This window comes from Amycolatopsis sp. NPDC057786 (assembly GCF_042797905.1).
GTDB lineage: Bacteria > Actinomycetota > Actinomycetes > Mycobacteriales > Pseudonocardiaceae > Amycolatopsis.
Genome location: NZ_JBHVKW010000090.1, coordinates 18722 through 36122 on the forward strand (window position 1 = coordinate 18722; position 17401 = coordinate 36122).

Here is a 17401-nt window from a genome sequence, read left to right on the forward strand (position 1 = left end):
TTCTCCTTCATCGGGCGTTCGCGATCAGGGCCTGTTCGTCGACTTTCCCGTTGCGGGTCAGCGGGAACTCGTCGACCACCACCCAGCGGGCGGGTAACGCGTAGCTCGGCAGCCGCCGCGACAGGAACGCGCGCAGAGCGCGAGGTCCGGTGTCTTCGCCGGGGTGGACGACGATGGCCGCCACGAGCTGCGGGCTTTGGTCCTCCTGCCGGGAAACGACGATCACGGCGTCGCGGACACCGGGGTGACCGGCGAGGATGGTGCCGATCTCCTCGGTTTCGATGCGATGCCCGTCGAGTTTGATCTGTTTGTCCACGCGGCCGAGGAAGACCACGTCGCCGTCCGGGTCGAGCCGGACCAGGTCACCCGTGCGATACAGGCGTTCGTCCACGTCGGGGGAGAAGCGGCCGAAGCGCTGCTTCGTTTCGGTCTCGTCGTCCAGGTATCCGTCGGCCAGGCCCGCTCCGGACGTGTACAGCTCGCCGACGCCGCCGGGCGGCACGAGGCGGGCGTTCCGGTCGAGTACGAAGACCTTCGTGCCCGCGATCGGCCTGCCGATGGGCAGGGGGCCGTCGATCTCCGCGCTGCCGCGCACGGTGTGCGTGGTCGTGAACGTGGTGTTCTCCGTGGGGCCGTAGCCGTTCGTGAGCACCAGCCCCGGGTAGGTGTCGAGCACCTGGGCCGCCGCGTCGTGCGGTACGACCTCACCGCCGCTCAAGAGCCAGCGCAACCCGGCGAGCGCCTGCGGCCGTGACTTGGCGACCAGCCGGAACAGGCTGGCGGTCAGCCAGGCGACGGAGACCTCCCGCTCGGTGAAGAACTTCTCCAGCGCCCTGACCGTCGGAAGCCGTCCGGGAAAGGCTTCCAGGGTCGCACCGTTGAGCAAGGTCACCCAGATCTCGTACGTCGACGCGTCGAAGGCCAGCGGTGCCATCCGCAGGACCCGGTCGCCGGGGCGCGTCCGCAGCTCGGCCGTCCGCGCGAGCCGCGTGACCGCGCGATGCGGGACTACGACGCCCTTCGGCTCACCGGTGGAGCCGGACGTGAACGCGATGTACGCCGTCCTTTGTGGATCGTCGAGGCCGGGAGCCGGTTCGGGATCCGCGTCGATTTCCCCGCCAGGCGCCCAGACGTCGACCCGGTCGAGCCCGCGCAGGACGGGAAGGCCGGCCGTGGCCGCGTCGACCACCGCCGCCGCGGGCGCCAGCTTGCCGATGATCCGCGCCATCCGGGCTTCCGGCGCGTCGTCGTCGAAACCCGCGTACGCGGCTCCGGCGCGGATGATCGCGAGCAGCGCCACGATCTCGCCGACCGACCTCTTGGTCGCGACGAGCACCGTGTCACCGGGCCGGACCCCGGTACGCCGCAGGACTTCGGCGTACCGATCGGCCGCCCGCGCTAGCCGCGCGTAGGTCAGCTCGGCGTTCGCGTCACGGACCGCGACCCGGTCCGGATGAAGCCGCACCTGTTCCAGGAACAGGGTTTCGATGCTCGCCGGTGGAACGTCGGTGCCGGCCAGCGCGTCGAGGATCCGGAGGCGTTCCGGCGCGATACAGCGAACGTCCTCCAGCGAACCGTCGAGGTGGGCCAGTTCGCCCACCGCGGTGGCGACGTCGGCGACGAAACCGTGCTCGGCGTCCGGCACCGCGCCGGCGAACCTGACCTCCCCGGACCGCAGATCCGTGTGCAGGGAAGCGAGTACGAGATCCACCGGCCCGTCTTCGGCGACGCCGACGGGGTGGACCGAATCCAGGAAGTCCTCGACGCGCGCCTTGTCGTCGACGTGGACCCGGATCACCCTTCCGGCGACCGAGATCGCGGCCTCGGTCGCCGCAGTCCACCGGCACAGGGTCACCGCGAACGCGGCGAGTACCACCTTCGCGCGCCGGTACTCGGACGGCTCGTCCGCGAGCTCGGTCGTCAGATCGTAGGGAGCGGTGAACGCATCAGGCATCGGCCTCGCTGCTTCCCGCGCGCTTGCGCTCCAGCCGGACATGGAGATGGTCGGGCCGCCGGAAGATGTGGCCGCGTTCCCGCAGCCGCCAGAAACCCGGCCGGACGCCGTCGAGCGAACCGCTGAGCCGGACGCCGCCGAACCGGTGCGACAACCGCTCGAACAGCGTGTCGAACTCCGCCAGCGCCAGCTGGATGCCCAGACAGGTGTGCGGACCGGACGAGAACGCCAGCAGCCGCTGGTCTGTCCGCTCCGGGCGCCAGGAATCGGGGTCCTCGAACGCGTTCTCGTCGCGGCTGGCGCTGCCCAGCGACAGCAGGAGCGCGGACCGGCGCGGAACGTCGACTCCGTGCAGGTTCAGGTCCCTGGTCGCGTACCGGAGGATGGTGTGACTCGGCGGTTCCCACCGCAGGGTCTCGCGGACCACCTGCGTCCGGTACTCCTGGTCCGCCAGCGTCGACAGGTCGACATCGTGCGCCAGCACGGCGTACATGATCTTGCCGATGGTCGCGACGCTCGTTTCGGTGCCGGCCAGGAGGAACAGCGTGGCGGTACCCAGCATGGATTCGTCGAGTGGTTCGCCCGGCGGGAAGACGAGGTCGAGGAACGGCATCCGGCCGCCCTCGCGGCGGTCGGCGAGCTTGCCCTTGAGGTAGTCGATCAGCTCCGCCTTGGCCGCGAGCGCCGAATCCAGCGAGGTCGCCGGGAACTCGATCGCCCCCGCCAGCGGCAGCACCCGGGGACGAAGCCAGGCGGCGTCCTCCGGCGGCAGCCCGAACAGCCGGGTGACCATCGCGTAGGGCACTCCGACCGCGACCCGCTCCATGAACTCGACGTCGACCTCGTCCTTGGCGCCCATTTCGGCCTCGATCGAGTCGAGGACCTGGTCCACCGCGGGGATGAGGATCTCGGTGCGCAGCCGTTTCACCGAGGCACCGGCGAACAGCGGCATGAACAGCTTCCGCAGATCGCGATGGCGGGGCCCGTCGGTGTCCAGCAACGTCCGGCCGAACAGGCGGCGGCTGCTGCGCATGGGGAACCCGCTGCCGACCTCGCGGTCCGCCAGCAGGGCCTGGACGTCTTCGAACCTGGTGACCAGGAAGGCGTTGAACGCCGCCGACCAGTGCACCGGATCCGAACGCCGGAGCTCCTTGTAGATGGGCCAAGGGTCGGCCAGGAACTCGTCGGAACTGAAGTCCAGTTTCACCGGCGCGGTGCTCATTTGTCACCTCCGTTGCCGACCAGCTCGGTCCGGGATTTCAGTTGGCGGGCGGCCTCTTCCGACGTGAGCCGGATGGACTCGGCGGTGCCCTCGTATCCACCCGCCAGTGCGGGCACGACCTCGTGCGCGAGCGCGGTCAGCTGGTCGAGCGTCGCGCGGTGCGAAATCCACCTGGGGACGAAGAAGTTCAGCGACACCGGGTCCCCGACGCGGTCGATCAGGTCGCGGATCCGGGCCGCGCAGGTCGCGGCGTCCCCGACGATGAACCCGCCCGTGTCGACGAGGTTCTGCAACGTCTTGCGGTGCGCGACCGGGGAATCCGGGATGGGCATGCCCAAGGTGTTGCGGTAAAGGCCGCGGCGCAGCGCGGAAAAGCCTTCCAGCAGTTCTTCGACACCCGCGGCGGGGGAGTCCGCGATGTGGACGAAGACGTTGCAGCGGATCCGTGTCCCGCCCTCGGATTTGTTCCGGTAGGCGTCGACGCGCTCGATCAGCGCGCCCACCGGATCCGGGTCCATTCCGGGCCGGATGGCGCCCCAAGGCGGTGCCACGTGGACGGTCGGGGTCGTCGACGTGTCGGTCAAGAGCTCGATTCCGGCCGGGCTCAGCGAAGACGCGACGACGGTCTCGATGGTGCCGGGACCCCGCAGCGGCTGGAGCTGGAGCACGGCCTTCTTGACGGTGAACCACGGCGTCGTCGTGTTGACCGTTTCGCCGTTGAGGAGCGCTTGCACCGTTCCCAGCGCCGCACGGAAATGGTCGCGGACCGAAGCCGGGTCCACCCCGACCATTTCCATGTCGTGGACGTAGGTTCCGGTGCCGACGCCGAGGATCGCCCGGCCGGCGCTGAGGTGATCGAGCAGCGTGATCCGTTCCGCGACGTGCAAGGGGTGGTGGTACGGCAGCGGGATGACCCCCGTGGCGAACCGGATGCGGCGCGTCTCGCGGGCCAGCGCGGCCATCAGCATTTCCGGGGAACTGAGCGTGCTCCAGCCGCTGGAATGGTGCTCACCGAGCCAGATCTCGTCGAAACCCAGCTCGTCGACGAGGCCGCACAACTCGATGTCGCGCTTCAGCGACGCGTGCGGGCTGACCGAAGGGTCGTGGAAGGGAGGCAGGAAGCAGCCGAAAGCCGTTGTGTTCATCTCAATCCTTTGTCAGGGGGGTGGACGATCGTGCTGCCTCAGGCCGACGGCACCTGTTCGAGCAGGTAGTCGCAGAACTTGTCCACAGTGGTCAGATCCTCGTTCTCTTCGAGGTCGATGAACACGTCGAGCTTCGTCTCGATCTTCTCGATGAGCGCCAGGTACTCGATGGAGCTCATACCCGTCTCGGGGAACTCCGTGTCCGCTTCGATGGTCTGGTTTTCCAGAACGCCGCCCGCGACCTCGGTCAGAAGGGAGAAAATCTGCTGACGCAATTCCGCCCGCGCGTCTTCCGCGTTCATGTGTCCCCTTTGCTGAATCCGCGCATGAAGGCACGGATGGATGAATGCTGAATGGTGATCACGCCGCATTCGAAACGCGGCGGTTCATTCGATGATCGTGACAGCGAAAGTCACCCCAGTGTGCTCGCTGTCGTTCCTCCCAGTACGCCCCGACATCCGTCCATGCGGGCGATGGGAACCATTGTTGCCCGAAGTTTCCGAGGTCCGCAACAGTCCGCGAGACCGATCTTCGGTGATTACGCGACGAAATGATCAGTGTGAAACGACGTGAAGGGGGCTTTCCGCGCATCGCGTGCGTGGAAAGCCCCCTTCACGTCAGGTCAGCGCTTGCGCTTCTGCAGCAGTTCCGCGAACTGCCGCCAGTCCTCCGCTCGCGCCCTGGCGAGTTCGGAGATCAGCTCCAGCCGGTGTTCCGGGATGTTCCTGGCGACCTGGTCCCATTTGTCGCGGTCGTTCAGATGCCCGTCCAGCAGCCGCACGAGGGTGCGGCCGGACTCGGTGTAGCGGATGGTGGGGTCCGACCGGAGCCGCTCCACCGCCGCCTGGGTGTCCGCCCCCGTGGGATCACCGCCGTCGGCCGGACGGGCGCGCGGCCTGGCCGAGGCGCGTGCCGCCTGCTCTTCACCGTGGCGATGCCGGTGACGCACGTCGTGCGCGGTCGCCAGGGAAACGCCGGCGCCGCGCGCGATCTCGCGGATCGAGGCGGACGGGTTGCTCGTGATCAGCTCGTGGGCGCGGCGGCGGCCCTGTGCCGGGTCCAGCGCGCGGACCCGGCCGTCGCGGCCGACGTGGGCGTTCGACTGGGGAACTTCCCCACTCGAACGCCGTCGCAACTTGCCGACCGTCTTGTGGGAAAGGCCCGTGACCGCCGCGATCGCCCGGTCGGACCAGTGGGGGCGGGCACCGAGGATCCGGCGGGCGGCGGCTTTGCGGTCGGCGAGGGAAAGCGGCAAGCCGTGCGCGATGTTCGCCTTCACGGCGAGGATGAAGGCGGCCTGCTCGTCGCCGTCGAAGAACTGCGCGTTGATCGTGGTGGCGTTCCTCAGCTTCGCCGCCTGAAGCCGATGCGTTCCGTCGATCACGCGCATCGTGGGACGGTGCACGAGGATCGGCGGTAGCGGTGCGTCCGTCTCGGCGAGCACCCGTGCGTACGCGGGATCCACGCCCGCCGCCCGCGGGCTGTCCCGCACGGACAACTCGTCGAGCGGGACCTCCACGACCTCACCGAGCGGCGGCTCCGCGCCGGCCGCGACCCACTCGTCTTCCCTTCTGGCCGCGGGGATCTGCGTGCCGTCCGCAGTTTTCTCCTTATGCCAGTTTAACATCTCCAGCCCCCAGAACACTTGGTGAATATCAAACCTTTTTAATATTCGAGCTGGTGCGAGGGGTTGTCAAGGTCCGCTGGTCGCAATCGGCGGTTCCGGCGTCGCCTGGGTGTTCGACGGTGTCCCGTGTTCTCGCTACTGTCCGTCGTCGTTCGGCCGAACGGAAGCAAAGTCGCTTGACGGGAGCGCGGAAGCCACGCAACCTGGACTCGGACCCGTCGACGGAAGGAAGCCCATAAACCGCTCGGTGAAATACGTCCCCGTGTATTCCGGAGACGGCTCGGCGAATTCTCCGCGATTATTCTTCCGGGTCATCGGATGATTTCTCGTGTTACGGCTCCGATCACGCGTGATCCGCCCGTACGCACGCGTCTTACGCCTACCGTGCGACTGGACGGCGAACGCGGACGGCTCATCACGCACGATGTCCTTCGCCAGGGACTGGTCAACCGCGACCGCCGGGATCACCGAAGCAGAGCTCCGGCCGTGAACACCGACGGCGACGAGATCACCGGCGTGATCGACTGGCCCGCCGGCTGAGCGAGGACGGCTTCGATCCGGTCGCACGGGGCCGCGAGATCGATGCACTCAAGGTGTGGATGTGAAGGATGGTCATCGAAGTATGACCGGCATGATGGAACGCGCGGTTGAACTGTGTGCCCTCGGCAGGGCTGCCAAAGGATGGGAACGGGGCTGACCAGGGACTTTTCGTCGGCAGGTTGACGGTCGATGCGAGCTTCGAGCTTCCGGGCTCAGGCGGGGGCTCGGCATGAGCGCCAGTTCGCAGACGGTTGCCCGGTTTGTCACTATCACGATGGGGTTGGTCATCGGGCTTACATTCCTGTTCGGGTTTGGGAATGTCCTCAACTTGGCACTGAAGCTGCAAGTGCCGGCGTTCGTGGCGCCATTGGTGGCGCCTGCTGTTGACCTGACGGTGCTGGGGTTGCTCGTCGGTACGCGGCACCTGGCGCTGTCCGGGGCCAGCGAGGAGGTGCTGCGCCCGGCGCGACGTCTGCTGTTGGCGGCGAGCTTGGTGACTCTGCTGTTGAACGTCGCCGATCCGGTGTTTGCTGGTCAGTGGGGTAAGGCCGCGTTCGACTCGGTCGGCCCGCTCCTGCTAATCGGGGTGTGTGAATCGGGTCCTGGCCTCCTTCGAGCGCTGAGCGCCGTGAATGCCGATCCCGGATCAGCGCAGTCGTCCTTGTCTTCGTCTGCGGACTCTGTGCACAGCAGCATGAACCAGCAGGCTGAGGACTCGGCAGTCCAGCGTGACGTGGAGGTGGGAGCAGTCGTAGCCTGCGGAACCGCTGAGTTTGACGACAAACTCATGGCGCGGGCGCGTCAGGCGGACGCGGAACACTGGCGACGCTGCCAGCGCCCTATTTCCGCGGAGACCCTGCGGAAGCACCTTCGCGTCGGCGCGAGGACTTCGCGGACTCTCGTAGCGGTGGTTCGTCGCGAGAACGCGCCAGTGGATACCACCAGCCGGGCGTAACGGTGTGGTCTCGATGCGGGCAAGTGACAGACGGCGGTCGCCGCTTTACGGTCGGCGGAGTCGCGTTGTCGTTCGCAGGCGAGTTGCTCCCAGTTTGGTGGGTTCCCCTGTCGGTGCGCGCCCGCGGGGCTCATTCGGTTCGTTGCACGCGCAGAGCGTATGGACACGAGCAGGTTGACTTGGTGGCACCAGAACATGCCGTAGCCCCGTGGGTTACTCGGCGATAACGGTGAACTGGGCGGTGCGGACCACGTCCTCGTGCTTGAAGTCCAGGAACAGCCGGTAGGTTCCCGGGCCGGGGACGTGGGCTTGGAAGGCGATCTCCGGGCCCGGCTGCGTCTCGCCGTCGCCGGGGGCGCCGTCAGGGTGGACGTGGACGTACGCGAGGTCTCCCAGCCGTAGTGCGACTAGGTGCCCGTAGGCGCCGAGGTAGGGCTGCAGGTCCGTGACCGGTTCACCGTCGCGGTGGACCGCGAGCACCAGCTGGTTGGCTTCCTCGGGCCGCAAGTCGCCCTTGATACCGACCTCGTAGCCACCGACCTCGAATACGGCGGCCGGCTCCGGCACCGGGCGCGGCTCGTAGGCGCCCGCCACGGCCAGGTCCGCACCGAGCGTGAGCCCCTTCTCCGCCCCCTCCGGCCAGAAGTCCGCGAACACCCGGTACTCACCCGCCTCCGGCAAGTTCAGCCGAACCGCCCAAACACCGTTACCCAGCTCGACCGGGTGCAGGTGCCAGAACCCGGTGAGGTCCCGGCGGGCGACGATCAGGTGGATCTTCTTCTCGTGGGTCGCGGCGAAGGCGGTCAGCGGAGCACCGTCCTTCCCGAGAATCCGGAACCGGTAATCGACCTCCCCCGCCGTCAGCCGCGGTGTCTCCGGAACGAGGACGTAGCCGTCCTTGGCGATCTGCAGCCCCTCCGCGGCGGCGCCCGCACCGCCGTGTCGGTGGTGGCCGTGAACCTGGTGTGCGTGGTGCGTTCCCGTGTTCATCGCAATCCCTTCCGCATACCCCTAGGGGGTGTCCTGTCCGATGTCAGGAACAGTGCCAGCAACGTGATCGAAGTTCAATGTGTTCTAGCCCTCACTACCCCGTGGGGGTATGCGTACCGGACACAAGTGGCTCGTGACGGCCGGGCGTCCGCGATCGGGGGTTGACTTATACCCCCGCCCCGTATACAAACAATCCAGAAGCTATACCCCTGGGGGGTACCTGAGATCGTATGCGGCAGTGACTGCCCGAAAGGAGACGGACATGGGATTGTTCGCGATACGCGACTACCGGCGGCTGTTCAGCGCTCAGATCATCGCGCTGTTCGGTACCGGTTTGGCCACCGTCGCACTGGGGCTGCTCGCGTACGGGCTCGCCGGTCCGCGTGCCGGCGCGGTTCTCGCCACCGCATTGACGATCAAGATGGTCGCGTACGTGGTCGTCGCACCGCTCGCGGCCGCCTACGTCGATCGGCTGCCCAGGCGCCTGTTCCTCACCATCCTCGACGTGGTGCGTGCTCTGGTGGTGATCGCCTTGCCGTTTGTCACCGAGGTGTGGCACATCTACGTCCTTATCGGGGTTCTCCAGACCGCGTCAGCGGCATTCACCCCGACTTTTCAGGCGGTTATCCCCGACATCGTGACCAAGGAGGCCGACTACACCCGCGCGCTGTCCGCGTCACAGGTGGCCTCCACCATGGAGAGTCTGCTGAGCCCCGTGCTCGCGGCTGTGGCACTCACCTTCATGTCCTTCAACCTGCTGTTCCTCGGCACCTCCGTCGGGTTCGGCGTGTCCGCGCTGCTGGTCTTGTCCACGCGCATCCCCAATGCGCGCCCCAGCTCGCACGCGAACGCCTGGGACCGGGCCTTGGCGGGGATCCGCACCTTCGCGGCAACTCCGAGCCTGCGCGGCGTCATGGCACTGAACCTGGTGGTCGCCTCCGCCGGCTCCATCGTGGTCGTCAATACCGTGAACTACGTCCGCGACGTTCTCGACGGGTCCCAATCCGACGTGGCCTGGATGCTCGCCGCGTCCGGAACGGGGACGCTGCTGGTGGCCGTCGTCCTCCCGCGTGTCCTGGACAGGGTGGCGGACCGGTTCGTGATGCTGATCGGTGCCGCGGTACTGGTGCTCGCGGTCGGCGCGGCGGTCACGATGTCCGCCGCGGACATCGCCGCGACACTTCCGACCGGGGTGATCTGGGTGGCGATCGGCGGCGGGATGGCGTTGATCATCACGCCGACCGGCCGGGTGCTTCGCCGGGCGGTCGATCCCGCCGGAATTCCCCAGGTCTTCGCCGCCCAGTTCTCGCTGTCCCACCTGGCCTGGCTGGTCACCTATCCCATCGCCGGCTGGGTCGCCACGCAAGCGGGCTTCACGACCACCTGGACTGTGCTGGCGGGCCTGGCGGCGATCGGAGCTGTCACGGCACTGGCGGTCTGGCCGCGCGACGAGAAGGTCGAGGCCGGAGAGCGGACGGTAGTGGCGGTCCAGCCACGCACCGGGAAGGCCGAGGTCGGAGGTCGCGCCGCGGTCGCGGTCGCCTACGGCGGGACCGAGGTCGCCACGCGGGAAGCCGCGAAGGCCGCGGAGGGCACGCTCGCGGCGGGCCAGTGCGCCTGCGTCCGCACTGTCTGAGGTTGCCGTCCAGTAGCGCGCGGATTGACGGGTAAGTAAAGGTGGCGCGGTGATTTTGAGTGAGGGGGTGGGTGGAAAAAGGGACGGTGAGTGTCCCATTTCCACCCACCTCCTTCGCTTCAGGCCGTTCGATGCACGTCACCCACGGGACACGCTCGTGGTCAATGCGACGGACAGGGTCCGACAAAACATTGATGGCGGCGATACACGGCCCGACCTGTTCGGAGCCCGGTAGCACGACTCGACCGACGGCGCTGGCTGGGTATTACACCGCAAACCTCCGTGGCGAACCCGCTAGAAGACCTACCGTCAGGTGCGGACATGCCCGAGATCGTGGCCGGGATCACGGGCATCCCGGCGTTCCTTTTGCTTTATCCGAGGAGGGCCGAGAGAACGCTCCGGACGATTCGGATGGACAGTAAGAGCGCCGCGACGGCGAGGACGATCGGATTCGCGTTGTCGATGACGGCCTCCACGGCTAAGTCGGTCAATACTCCGGAGATCATCAGGCCGGTCAGGTCGCCCAGGGCGGCGATGCGCCCCAGATTTCCCAGTACTCTGGCCAGTGTGGCCGAGGTGCGTGGCCGCTCCGGGCGGACGAACGACAGGAGCGCTTCAGGTCAGGGCGTTCGGCGCTGATGGCGGGTTGAGCCGGGCAGTCACAGCAGCCTGGAAATGCGGGCAGCTGACGATGTCTTCGTGGTCGCAGTCCAAGGCGCAGTCGATCAGCTCCAGGGAAGCCTGCGCCGCGGCGATCCGCGCGGCCAACTCGGTGCGGTGTCGGCGCAGGAGCCCTGTCCGGGCGGCTGGGTCCCGTGCGTCGAACAGCTCGCGGATGTCCTCCAGGCCGAACCCTGCTTCCTTCGCCCGGAGGATCACCGCGACCCGGTAGATGTCGTCGGAGCCGTAGCGGCGGCGGGACGCGGTGGCCCTGGCCGGGGCCAGCAGGCCCATCGACTCCCAGTGCCGCAGCACGTGGGTGGCCAGTCCGAACCGTTGTGCGACGTCGCCGATGCCCAGATCCGTAGCGCTTGACTTCATGTCCACATTAAGTCGCAGCATGGCGGTCATGTCCAACGACACGAACACGCAGCCCGAGACGACCCAGCCTGACAACGCGACCGACTCCCTGATCCGGATGCTGGACGTCGTCGACAACCTGCCCGGCGCCGCCGAGTTGCGCTCCCACACCTACGACCTCCTCACCCTGATTCCCGGGCAGGCGGTCGTGGATGTCGGGTGCGGCGCAGGTCGCGCGGTCGCCGAGATTGGCGACCGCGGCATGCGTGCGGTCGGGATCGACCCTGACCCGCAGATGATCGCGGTTGCCCGTCAGCGCTGGTCCGAACACGAGTTCCGCCTCGGCACCGCTGGCGAGTTGCCGCTGGACGACGGTTCGATGGAGGGGTACCGGGCGGACAAGGTGTTCCACGCCGTCCCTGATCCCGCTGCCGCGATGGCCGAAGCTCGGCGCGCGCTGGCCCCAGGCGGCCGGATCGTGCTCATCGGCCAGGACTGGGACACCTTCGTCATCGATTCCGACGACCCCGAGCTGACGCGGACGATCGTTCACGCCCGGGCCGGCAGCATCCCGAGTCCGCGAGCGGCCCGTCGCTACCGCAACCTCTTGCTGGACAGCGAATTCGTCGACGTCACGATCGACGTGCGGACCGCGACCTTCACCGACGGGCTGATGGTGCCGATGCTGACAGGGTTCGCAGAGTCGGCCTGTGCTGTCGGCGCCATCGATCGCGGTCAAGCCGACACCTGGATCGCCGACCAAACTCGCAGGGCCGAGGTCGGACGCCTGTTCGTGGCCATTCCGCTGTTCGTTGCCGCGGCCACGCGTCCTTGACGACCAGGTGCGGTCCATCCCGGCTGTCGGCGATGGACCGCACCTGGGCTCACCGGTCTGGCGAGCTGGTGGTCAGGAAGAAATACGCGTAGCGCTCGTCGAGTTCGTTCTGTGGCACGAGGTGAACCGCTTTCGGAGTAAAACCGCAGCGGGCAGCGATCTGCCAGAACTCCTCGATCCGGTAGGTCGTCATGTCCGCCAGGCCTCTCGCGTAGGACCGCCGACGCGGTCTGGTGCGCCACGTACCGTCGTCGTACTTGATCTGAATCAGCGCCAGCCCGCCCGGTGCGAGGATTTCGTGAGCAATGCGCAGCAATCGCTCACCGTATTCCGGGGTCGGGATCAGTTCGAAGACGTAGAAGGACAGGAACACATCGCACGCCCCGTCGATCTTGTCGAGCGCGGCCTCCGGCTCCGCCACCTCGATGGCCACCGGCAGGAACGGGGTGTCGCAGGCGTTCGCGACCTGCTTGCCGCATTCGGTGAGCGACTCGGTGGAGATGTCGACGCCGATGAACTCACCGGCACGGGAAGCGAAGCGCACGGCATTGGCGCCGCCGCCACAACCCCATTCGACGACTCGCTTCCAGGGGCGGGTGAACTCCGCCATGCGAGCACCTGCCTCGAACAGGGCGAGGTGTTCCTGGCCGATCTTTTCCCACAGGTCGTTGCCGCGAAACGCCGATGAGTCCTGCCAATGCGAGTCGGCGGACCAGCGGGGGCCGGAGGACCTGTGCCAGTAGTTCTGGGCGTCCGCGGAGATTTTCGATTCGGGCTGCCGGAGCCCGGCGGCGACCAGGGCGCGCTGGAGGATGTCTTCGGCAGTGACGGCGAACCGCTTGCCCTGGCTGATGATGGCGGGAAGGTGTCTTCGGGTCGTGTCGGCAGATGCCGGGTTGCCGGGCATGGAGAAACCTTTCGCTGAGTCTTTCGCGAGTGCGTTCGGACGCGGGGAGACGCCGCGGAGCGGAGGCTCGATCACTGCAATCCGGATCGCCGTAGGTGCGATGGGTTCCCGACGCGCAAGTAGCCGCGACGGTCCGGGACGTAATTCAGCGTGGGACAGGTGGCCCGCGACGTGGCCGTGAGCGACGGAGAAGGACTTCTGTCGCAGTACTCGGCACGACCGCACGCGCGACTGGGATCCAAGGCAAGGCGCGTGGCGGGGTTGGTGGTGCCGCCACCCAGCACAGCGTTCGCCATACGAGTCCGCACAGCGCCAGCACGGCCGTATCGGCTTGGGTCAGCAGGACCCCGAGCAGCACGATCGCCAGTACCTGCGAGCTGAACTCGACGGTCGGGTCCAGCTCGGTGAGAACAGGCGCGACATGCGAGTGAGTCACGCGTGAGGGCACCAGCAGGACAGCGTGCAGGATGAGCTGTGCTGCCGTCAGCGCGCCGACCGCTGCGACGACGCCTCGGCATCGATCGGCCAAGGCGAGCCCGGCCGAACCGGCCAAGCCGCCGATGAGAAGAGCCATTCCGGCATTGGGAACCGTGCCGTCGCCGAGAATATGAGCAGTGATTCCGAGAGACGCGGCTGCGACGGCCAGCACGACACCACGGGCGGCATGCACCGCCGCGGGAAGTCCGACGGCTCCAGTCACTAGCGCAGTTTAGAGGCTCGGTTGAGGCCGTGGTTCCGCCGTGAGCAGCAGATTTCTTCGTCGGTTGTGGTCCGGCATTCGTCCATGTTCGTGGGAAATGACCTGAGAACTTGCGTGGTCGAGACGTTGTTCGTTGTCGGTGCGGCCTGCGTATTCAATCCTTGTTGTGGGACAAGGACGACAGCCTCTTTGCATACCCTACGGGGGTAATGTTAGTGTGGCGGCGTGACGGCGAAGGGATCGCCGCGAACGGGTTGTCGAACCGAAGGGTGAGAGCTGATGGAAACCACGGTGTACGCGGTCAAGGGCATGACCTGCTCGGGCTGCCTGGGCAAGGTGACGACGGCGGTGAACGGTGTCGCCGGGGTCAGCGAGGTGGACGCGGATGTCGCGACCGGCGAGGTGACCGTCGTGAGCGAGGGGCCGGTCGACGCGGAACTGGTGCGATCCGCGGTCAAAGAAGCGGGCTACGAGGTGGTCGGCTGACGTCGATGGCCGAGGAGAACGGAACCGAACCGGCCGTCGTCATCAAGGTCGTGAACAACGGGCCATATCAGGTGAAGGGGCCTGTCCGGCTGGTCGACCACGACGGCGAAGAACACGAACTGACCGGACGCACCCAGCTGCTGTGCCGGTGTGGGCATTCGGCGAAGAAGCCGTTTTGCGACGGTGCCCATGTTCGGACCGGGTTCACGGCGACCAGGGCGGTCGTCGAGGCCGAATAGGAAGCGGGTAGGTGACGTATGGTCACCTGCCCGCTGGTCGTGCTGAAGAAGTCAGGAGCGCACCAGGCGCGCGATCGCTTCGGAGGCTTCCCGGATCTTCCTGTCCGCCTCGGTGCCGCCTTTCGCGGCGGCTTCGACGACGCAGCCCGCCATGTGCCGCTCGAGGAGTTCGAGGGAGAACGACTGCAAGGCGCGGGTCGCCGCGGAGACCTGGGTGAGGACGTCGATGCAGTACTTGTCCTCTTCGACCATCTTCTGCAGGCCCCGGATCTGCCCCTCGACGCGTCGCAGGCGTTTGAGCTGGCGCTCCTTGTCGTCGCCGTGATCGGCCACGCTCACTCCTCGAGTCGGGATTCCGTGTACGCCCCAATCATGCCCGGTCAGGGGTGGTGCGTCGAAGGTGGCTGCCGTGGCAGCGGGTGGTGGCATACGTCACGGGGGTATGCGTGTTGCCTTACCCCCCTAGGGTATGTAGAGTCCGTGTCAGGAGGTCGAGATGCACGGATACACGCAAGGCAAAGACGAGTACGTGACTCGGCTGCGGCGGATCGAGGGTCAGATCCGAGGTCTGCAGCGGATGGTCGAAGAGGACAAGTACTGCATTGACATCCTCACGCAGGTGTCGGCGGCCACGAAGGCGTTGCAGTCGGTGTCGCTGGGGCTGATGGACGAGCACCTCAGGCACTGCGTGTCCGATGCCATCGCCCAGGGTGGCACCGAAGCCGACGAAAAGATCAAGGAAGCGAGCGACGTGATCGCTCGCCTGGTCCGTTCCTGAGACCGCGCACCGACAATCGAAGGAGAACCACGATGAGTGAATCCACAAGCACCTACACCGTCACCGGTATGACCTGCGACCACTGCGTCCGGTCCGTCACCGAAGAGGTCGGCAAGATCGCGGGCGTCACCGACGTCCGGGTGGATCTGCCCACCGGCGCCGTGACCGTGACCAGCTCCCAGGAACCCGAGGTCGCCGAAGTGCGCGCGGCCGTCGAAGAAGCCGGATACGAGCTGACCGCCTGATTCGCGGTCCGGCTCCATGACCGCGGGCCACGGCCCGCACTAAGGACTTCACGATGAACACAGTTGCGAAGCTCTCCGCCTACGGTGTGGCGCTTGCCCTGGTCGCCGGTGGCGCCTGGGCCGCAGGCACCGCTGTCGGTCCTTTCGCCGGCGCCGCCGGCCTTCCCGGCGGCGAGGACGCCGGGCATGGGGACGCTCACAGCGGCACCGTCGCGGAGGCGGCGCCGACCGACGAGCCCGGCGGGCTCGCGTCGTCCAGGGGCGGCTACACCCTCACGCCCACCACCACGACGCTCACCGCGGGCACGACCCAACCCTTCTCCTTCAAGATTCTCGGCCCCGACGGCAAGCCCGTCACCGCTTACGACGTCGAACACGAAAAGCGGATGCACCTCATCGTCGTCCGCCGTGACACGGCCGGTTTCCAGCACGTGCATCCCGAACTCGCGCCCGACGGCGTGTGGAGTGTCCCGCTGGCCCTTCCCCAGGCCGGCAGCTACCGCGTCTTCGCCGATTTCAAGCCGACGGGCGGCTCGGCCTCGACACTCGGTGTCGACATCGCCACCGCCGGAGATTTCCAACCCGCCGAGTACCAGCCGTCGCGCGTCGCGGACGTCGATGGTTACCAGGTCCGCCTGGACGGCGAGCTGACGCCGGGCAAGTCGTCGAAGGTGACCTTGACGGTGACCAAGGACGGCCGTGACGTGACCGATCTGCAGCCGTATCTGGGCGCTTACGGGCACTTGGTGGCGTTGCGTGGCGGCGACCTGGCCTATCTGCACGTCCACCCGGACGGCGAACCCGGTGACGGCCGTACGAAACCCGGCCCAGCGGTGACTTTCTTCGCCGAAGTCCCGTCGAACGGCACTTACCGGCTGTTCCTGGACTTCCAGCATCAGGGCAAGGTCCGCACAGCGGAGTTCACCGTCGCCACCACAGGCACACCCGCCCCGGCCCCGGCTCCCTCGACAACCCAGAACCAAACCCCACCCCCGGCGGCCGATGACGGCCACGGCGGACACGGCTGACGCGAGCGTCGAAAGGGAGTGAGCACGATGACATCCGACGTGGACCAGACGCGGACAACCGAAGTCGAACTCGCGATCAGTGGAATGACCTGCGCGTCCTGCGCGATGCGCATCGAGAAGAAGCTGAACAAGCTCGACGGCGTCACCGCGACCGTCAACTACGCCACCGAGAAGGCCAAGGTCACCTTCCCGGTCGACGTCGAGCCGCAGCGCTTGATCGAGCAGGTGGAGGCGGCCGGATACTCGGCCGCCGTGCCCGCCAAGGAGAAGACGACCGGCCCGGACGAGGCTCGTGAGGAGGCCGACCCGATCGCGCCGTTGCGGCAGCGGCTGATCGGTTCGACGGTGCTGTCGGTGCCGGTGATCCTGCTGGCGATGGTGCCCGCGCTGCAGTTCACCTACTGGCAGTGGATTTCGCTGACGCTGGCGGCGCCGGTGCTGGTGTGGGCGGCGTGGCCGTTCCACAAGGCGGCGTGGGCGAATCTGCGCCACGGCGCGGCCACCATGGACACGCTGATCTCGATGGGCACGCTGGCGGCGTTCCTGTGGTCGTTGTACGCGCTGCTGTTCGGCAGCGCGGGAACGCCGGGAATGACGCACGCCTTCGAGCTGACCGTGGAGCGGATGGCCGGTGACGGCAACATCTATCTCGAGGTCGCCGCCGGGGTGACGACGTTCATCCTCGCCGGACGCTATTTCGAGGCGCGGTCCAAGCGCCGGGCCGGTGCCGCGCTGCGGGCATTGCTGGAGCTGGGCGCGAAGGATGTCGCCGTTCTCCGGAACGGCAAGGAAGAGCGAATCCCGGTCGACCAGCTCGTCGTGGGCGACCAGTTCGTGGTCCGGCCGGGCGAGAAGATCGCCACCGACGGTGTCATCGCCGAAGGCAGCTCCGCCGTCGACGCGAGCATGCTGACCGGCGAAAGCGTCCCCGTCGAGGTCGGCCCCGGCGACGCCGTGGTCGGCGCGACGGTCAACGCGGGCGGACGGCTCGTCGTCCGCGCGACCCGGGTCGGCGCGGACACGCAGCTGGCGCAGATGGCGAAGCTCGTCGAAGACGCGCAGACCGGCAAGGCGCAGGTCCAGCGGCTGGCCGA

General features: G+C 67.4%; 20 protein-coding genes. 10 read left to right on the forward strand and 10 right to left on the reverse strand.

Annotated features, from left to right (window positions below; genetic code table 11):
* Positions 1–7 precede the first annotated feature (7 nt).
* From ACFVM3_RS32870 to ACFVM3_RS32890, 5 genes are all read right to left on the reverse strand, one after another.
* Positions 8–1954 (reverse strand): amino acid adenylation domain-containing protein, encoded by a 1947-nt coding sequence (locus tag ACFVM3_RS32870; protein ID WP_378443797.1) that lies wholly within the window; start codon positions 1952–1954, stop codon positions 8–10.
* Positions 1947–3176: a cytochrome P450 gene (locus ACFVM3_RS32875; protein WP_378443798.1), complete on the reverse strand. Its 1230-nt coding sequence runs from the start codon at positions 3174–3176 to the stop codon at positions 1947–1949. The genes ACFVM3_RS32870 and ACFVM3_RS32875 overlap by 8 nt, the downstream gene beginning before the upstream one ends.
* Positions 3173–4321, reverse strand: coding sequence for an LLM class flavin-dependent oxidoreductase (locus ACFVM3_RS32880; protein ID WP_378443799.1), 1149 nt, complete (start codon positions 4319–4321; stop codon positions 3173–3175). The genes ACFVM3_RS32875 and ACFVM3_RS32880 overlap by 4 nt, the downstream gene beginning before the upstream one ends.
* A 38-nt stretch (positions 4322–4359) precedes the next feature.
* Positions 4360–4623 carry an acyl carrier protein gene (locus ACFVM3_RS32885; RefSeq protein WP_034309004.1) on the reverse strand — a complete coding sequence of 88 codons (264 nt, stop codon included), beginning with the start codon at positions 4621–4623 and terminating at the stop codon, positions 4360–4362.
* Positions 4624–4943: 320 nt separating this feature from the next.
* Positions 4944–5948 (reverse strand): ParB N-terminal domain-containing protein, encoded by a 1005-nt coding sequence (locus ACFVM3_RS32890; protein WP_378443800.1) that lies wholly within the window; start codon positions 5946–5948, stop codon positions 4944–4946.
* Positions 5949–6332: 384 nt separating this feature from the next.
* On the opposite strand from ACFVM3_RS32890, the gene ACFVM3_RS32895 reads away from it, so the two are divergent.
* Entirely contained in the window at positions 6333–6488 is a 156-nt protein-coding gene (locus ACFVM3_RS32895) for a hypothetical protein (RefSeq protein WP_378443801.1), read from the forward strand.
* A gap of 229 nt (positions 6489–6717) precedes the next feature.
* On the forward strand, positions 6718–7443 hold the full coding sequence (locus ACFVM3_RS32900; protein WP_378443802.1) for a hypothetical protein: 726 nt from the start codon (positions 6718–6720) through the stop codon (positions 7441–7443).
* A gap of 213 nt (positions 7444–7656) precedes the next feature.
* On the opposite strand, the gene ACFVM3_RS32905 is transcribed toward ACFVM3_RS32900, so the two are convergent.
* Positions 7657–8433 (reverse strand): hypothetical protein, encoded by a 777-nt coding sequence (locus ACFVM3_RS32905; protein WP_378443803.1) that lies wholly within the window; start codon positions 8431–8433, stop codon positions 7657–7659.
* 262 nt (positions 8434–8695) lie between these two features.
* Between ACFVM3_RS32905 and ACFVM3_RS32910 the strand changes: the two genes are divergently transcribed.
* The gene (locus tag ACFVM3_RS32910) at positions 8696–10069 is read left to right on the forward strand and encodes an MFS transporter (RefSeq protein WP_378443804.1); all 1374 of its coding nucleotides are present in this window, start codon (positions 8696–8698) and stop codon (positions 10067–10069) included.
* A gap of 615 nt (positions 10070–10684) precedes the next feature.
* Here the strand turns inward: ACFVM3_RS32910 and ACFVM3_RS32915 are convergent.
* Positions 10685–11110: a MerR family transcriptional regulator gene (locus ACFVM3_RS32915; RefSeq protein WP_378443805.1), complete on the reverse strand. Its 426-nt coding sequence runs from the start codon at positions 11108–11110 to the stop codon at positions 10685–10687.
* Between the two features lie 28 nt (positions 11111–11138).
* Between ACFVM3_RS32915 and ACFVM3_RS32920 the strand changes: the two genes are divergently transcribed.
* On the forward strand, positions 11139–11924 hold the full coding sequence (locus ACFVM3_RS32920) for a methyltransferase domain-containing protein (protein WP_378443806.1): 786 nt from the start codon (positions 11139–11141) through the stop codon (positions 11922–11924).
* A gap of 49 nt (positions 11925–11973) precedes the next feature.
* Here ACFVM3_RS32920 and ACFVM3_RS32925 read toward each other — a convergent pair whose 3' ends face one another.
* Together ACFVM3_RS32925 and ACFVM3_RS32930 are read right to left on the reverse strand one after the other, a co-directional pair.
* Positions 11974–12831, reverse strand: a complete 858-nt coding sequence (locus ACFVM3_RS32925; protein ID WP_378443807.1) for a class I SAM-dependent methyltransferase — start codon at positions 12829–12831, stop codon at positions 11974–11976.
* A gap of 145 nt (positions 12832–12976) precedes the next feature.
* A complete protein-coding gene (locus ACFVM3_RS32930) occupies positions 12977–13405 on the reverse strand; it encodes a hypothetical protein (RefSeq protein ID WP_378443808.1) in 429 nt (142 codons plus the stop codon).
* Between the two features lie 405 nt (positions 13406–13810).
* On the opposite strand from ACFVM3_RS32930, the gene ACFVM3_RS32935 reads away from it, so the two are divergent.
* Positions 13811–14017, forward strand: coding sequence for a heavy-metal-associated domain-containing protein (locus tag ACFVM3_RS32935; RefSeq protein WP_378443809.1), 207 nt, complete (start codon positions 13811–13813; stop codon positions 14015–14017).
* A 5-nt stretch (positions 14018–14022) separates the two neighbouring features.
* The gene (locus ACFVM3_RS32940) at positions 14023–14256 is read left to right on the forward strand and encodes a CDGSH iron-sulfur domain-containing protein (RefSeq protein ID WP_378443810.1); all 234 of its coding nucleotides are present in this window, start codon (positions 14023–14025) and stop codon (positions 14254–14256) included.
* Positions 14257–14307: 51 nt separating this feature from the next.
* Here the strand turns inward: ACFVM3_RS32940 and ACFVM3_RS32945 are convergent, their stop codons facing one another.
* On the reverse strand, positions 14308–14589 hold the full coding sequence (locus ACFVM3_RS32945; protein ID WP_378443811.1) for a metal-sensitive transcriptional regulator: 282 nt from the start codon (positions 14587–14589) through the stop codon (positions 14308–14310).
* A gap of 163 nt (positions 14590–14752) precedes the next feature.
* On the opposite strand from ACFVM3_RS32945, the gene ACFVM3_RS32950 reads away from it, so the two are divergent.
* From ACFVM3_RS32950 to ACFVM3_RS32965, 4 genes are all read left to right on the forward strand, one after another.
* Entirely contained in the window at positions 14753–15034 is a 282-nt protein-coding gene (locus ACFVM3_RS32950) for a metal-sensitive transcriptional regulator (protein WP_378443812.1), read from the forward strand.
* 32 nt (positions 15035–15066) lie between these two features.
* Positions 15067–15279: a heavy-metal-associated domain-containing protein gene (locus ACFVM3_RS32955; RefSeq protein ID WP_378443813.1), complete on the forward strand. Its 213-nt coding sequence runs from the start codon at positions 15067–15069 to the stop codon at positions 15277–15279.
* Between the two features lie 53 nt (positions 15280–15332).
* Positions 15333–16307, forward strand: a complete 975-nt coding sequence (locus ACFVM3_RS32960; RefSeq protein WP_378443814.1) for a hypothetical protein — start codon at positions 15333–15335, stop codon at positions 16305–16307.
* 27 nt (positions 16308–16334) lie between these two features.
* Positions 16335–17401 (forward strand): heavy metal translocating P-type ATPase (locus tag ACFVM3_RS32965; protein ID WP_378443815.1); only part of this gene is annotated, 1067 nt, incomplete at its 3' end.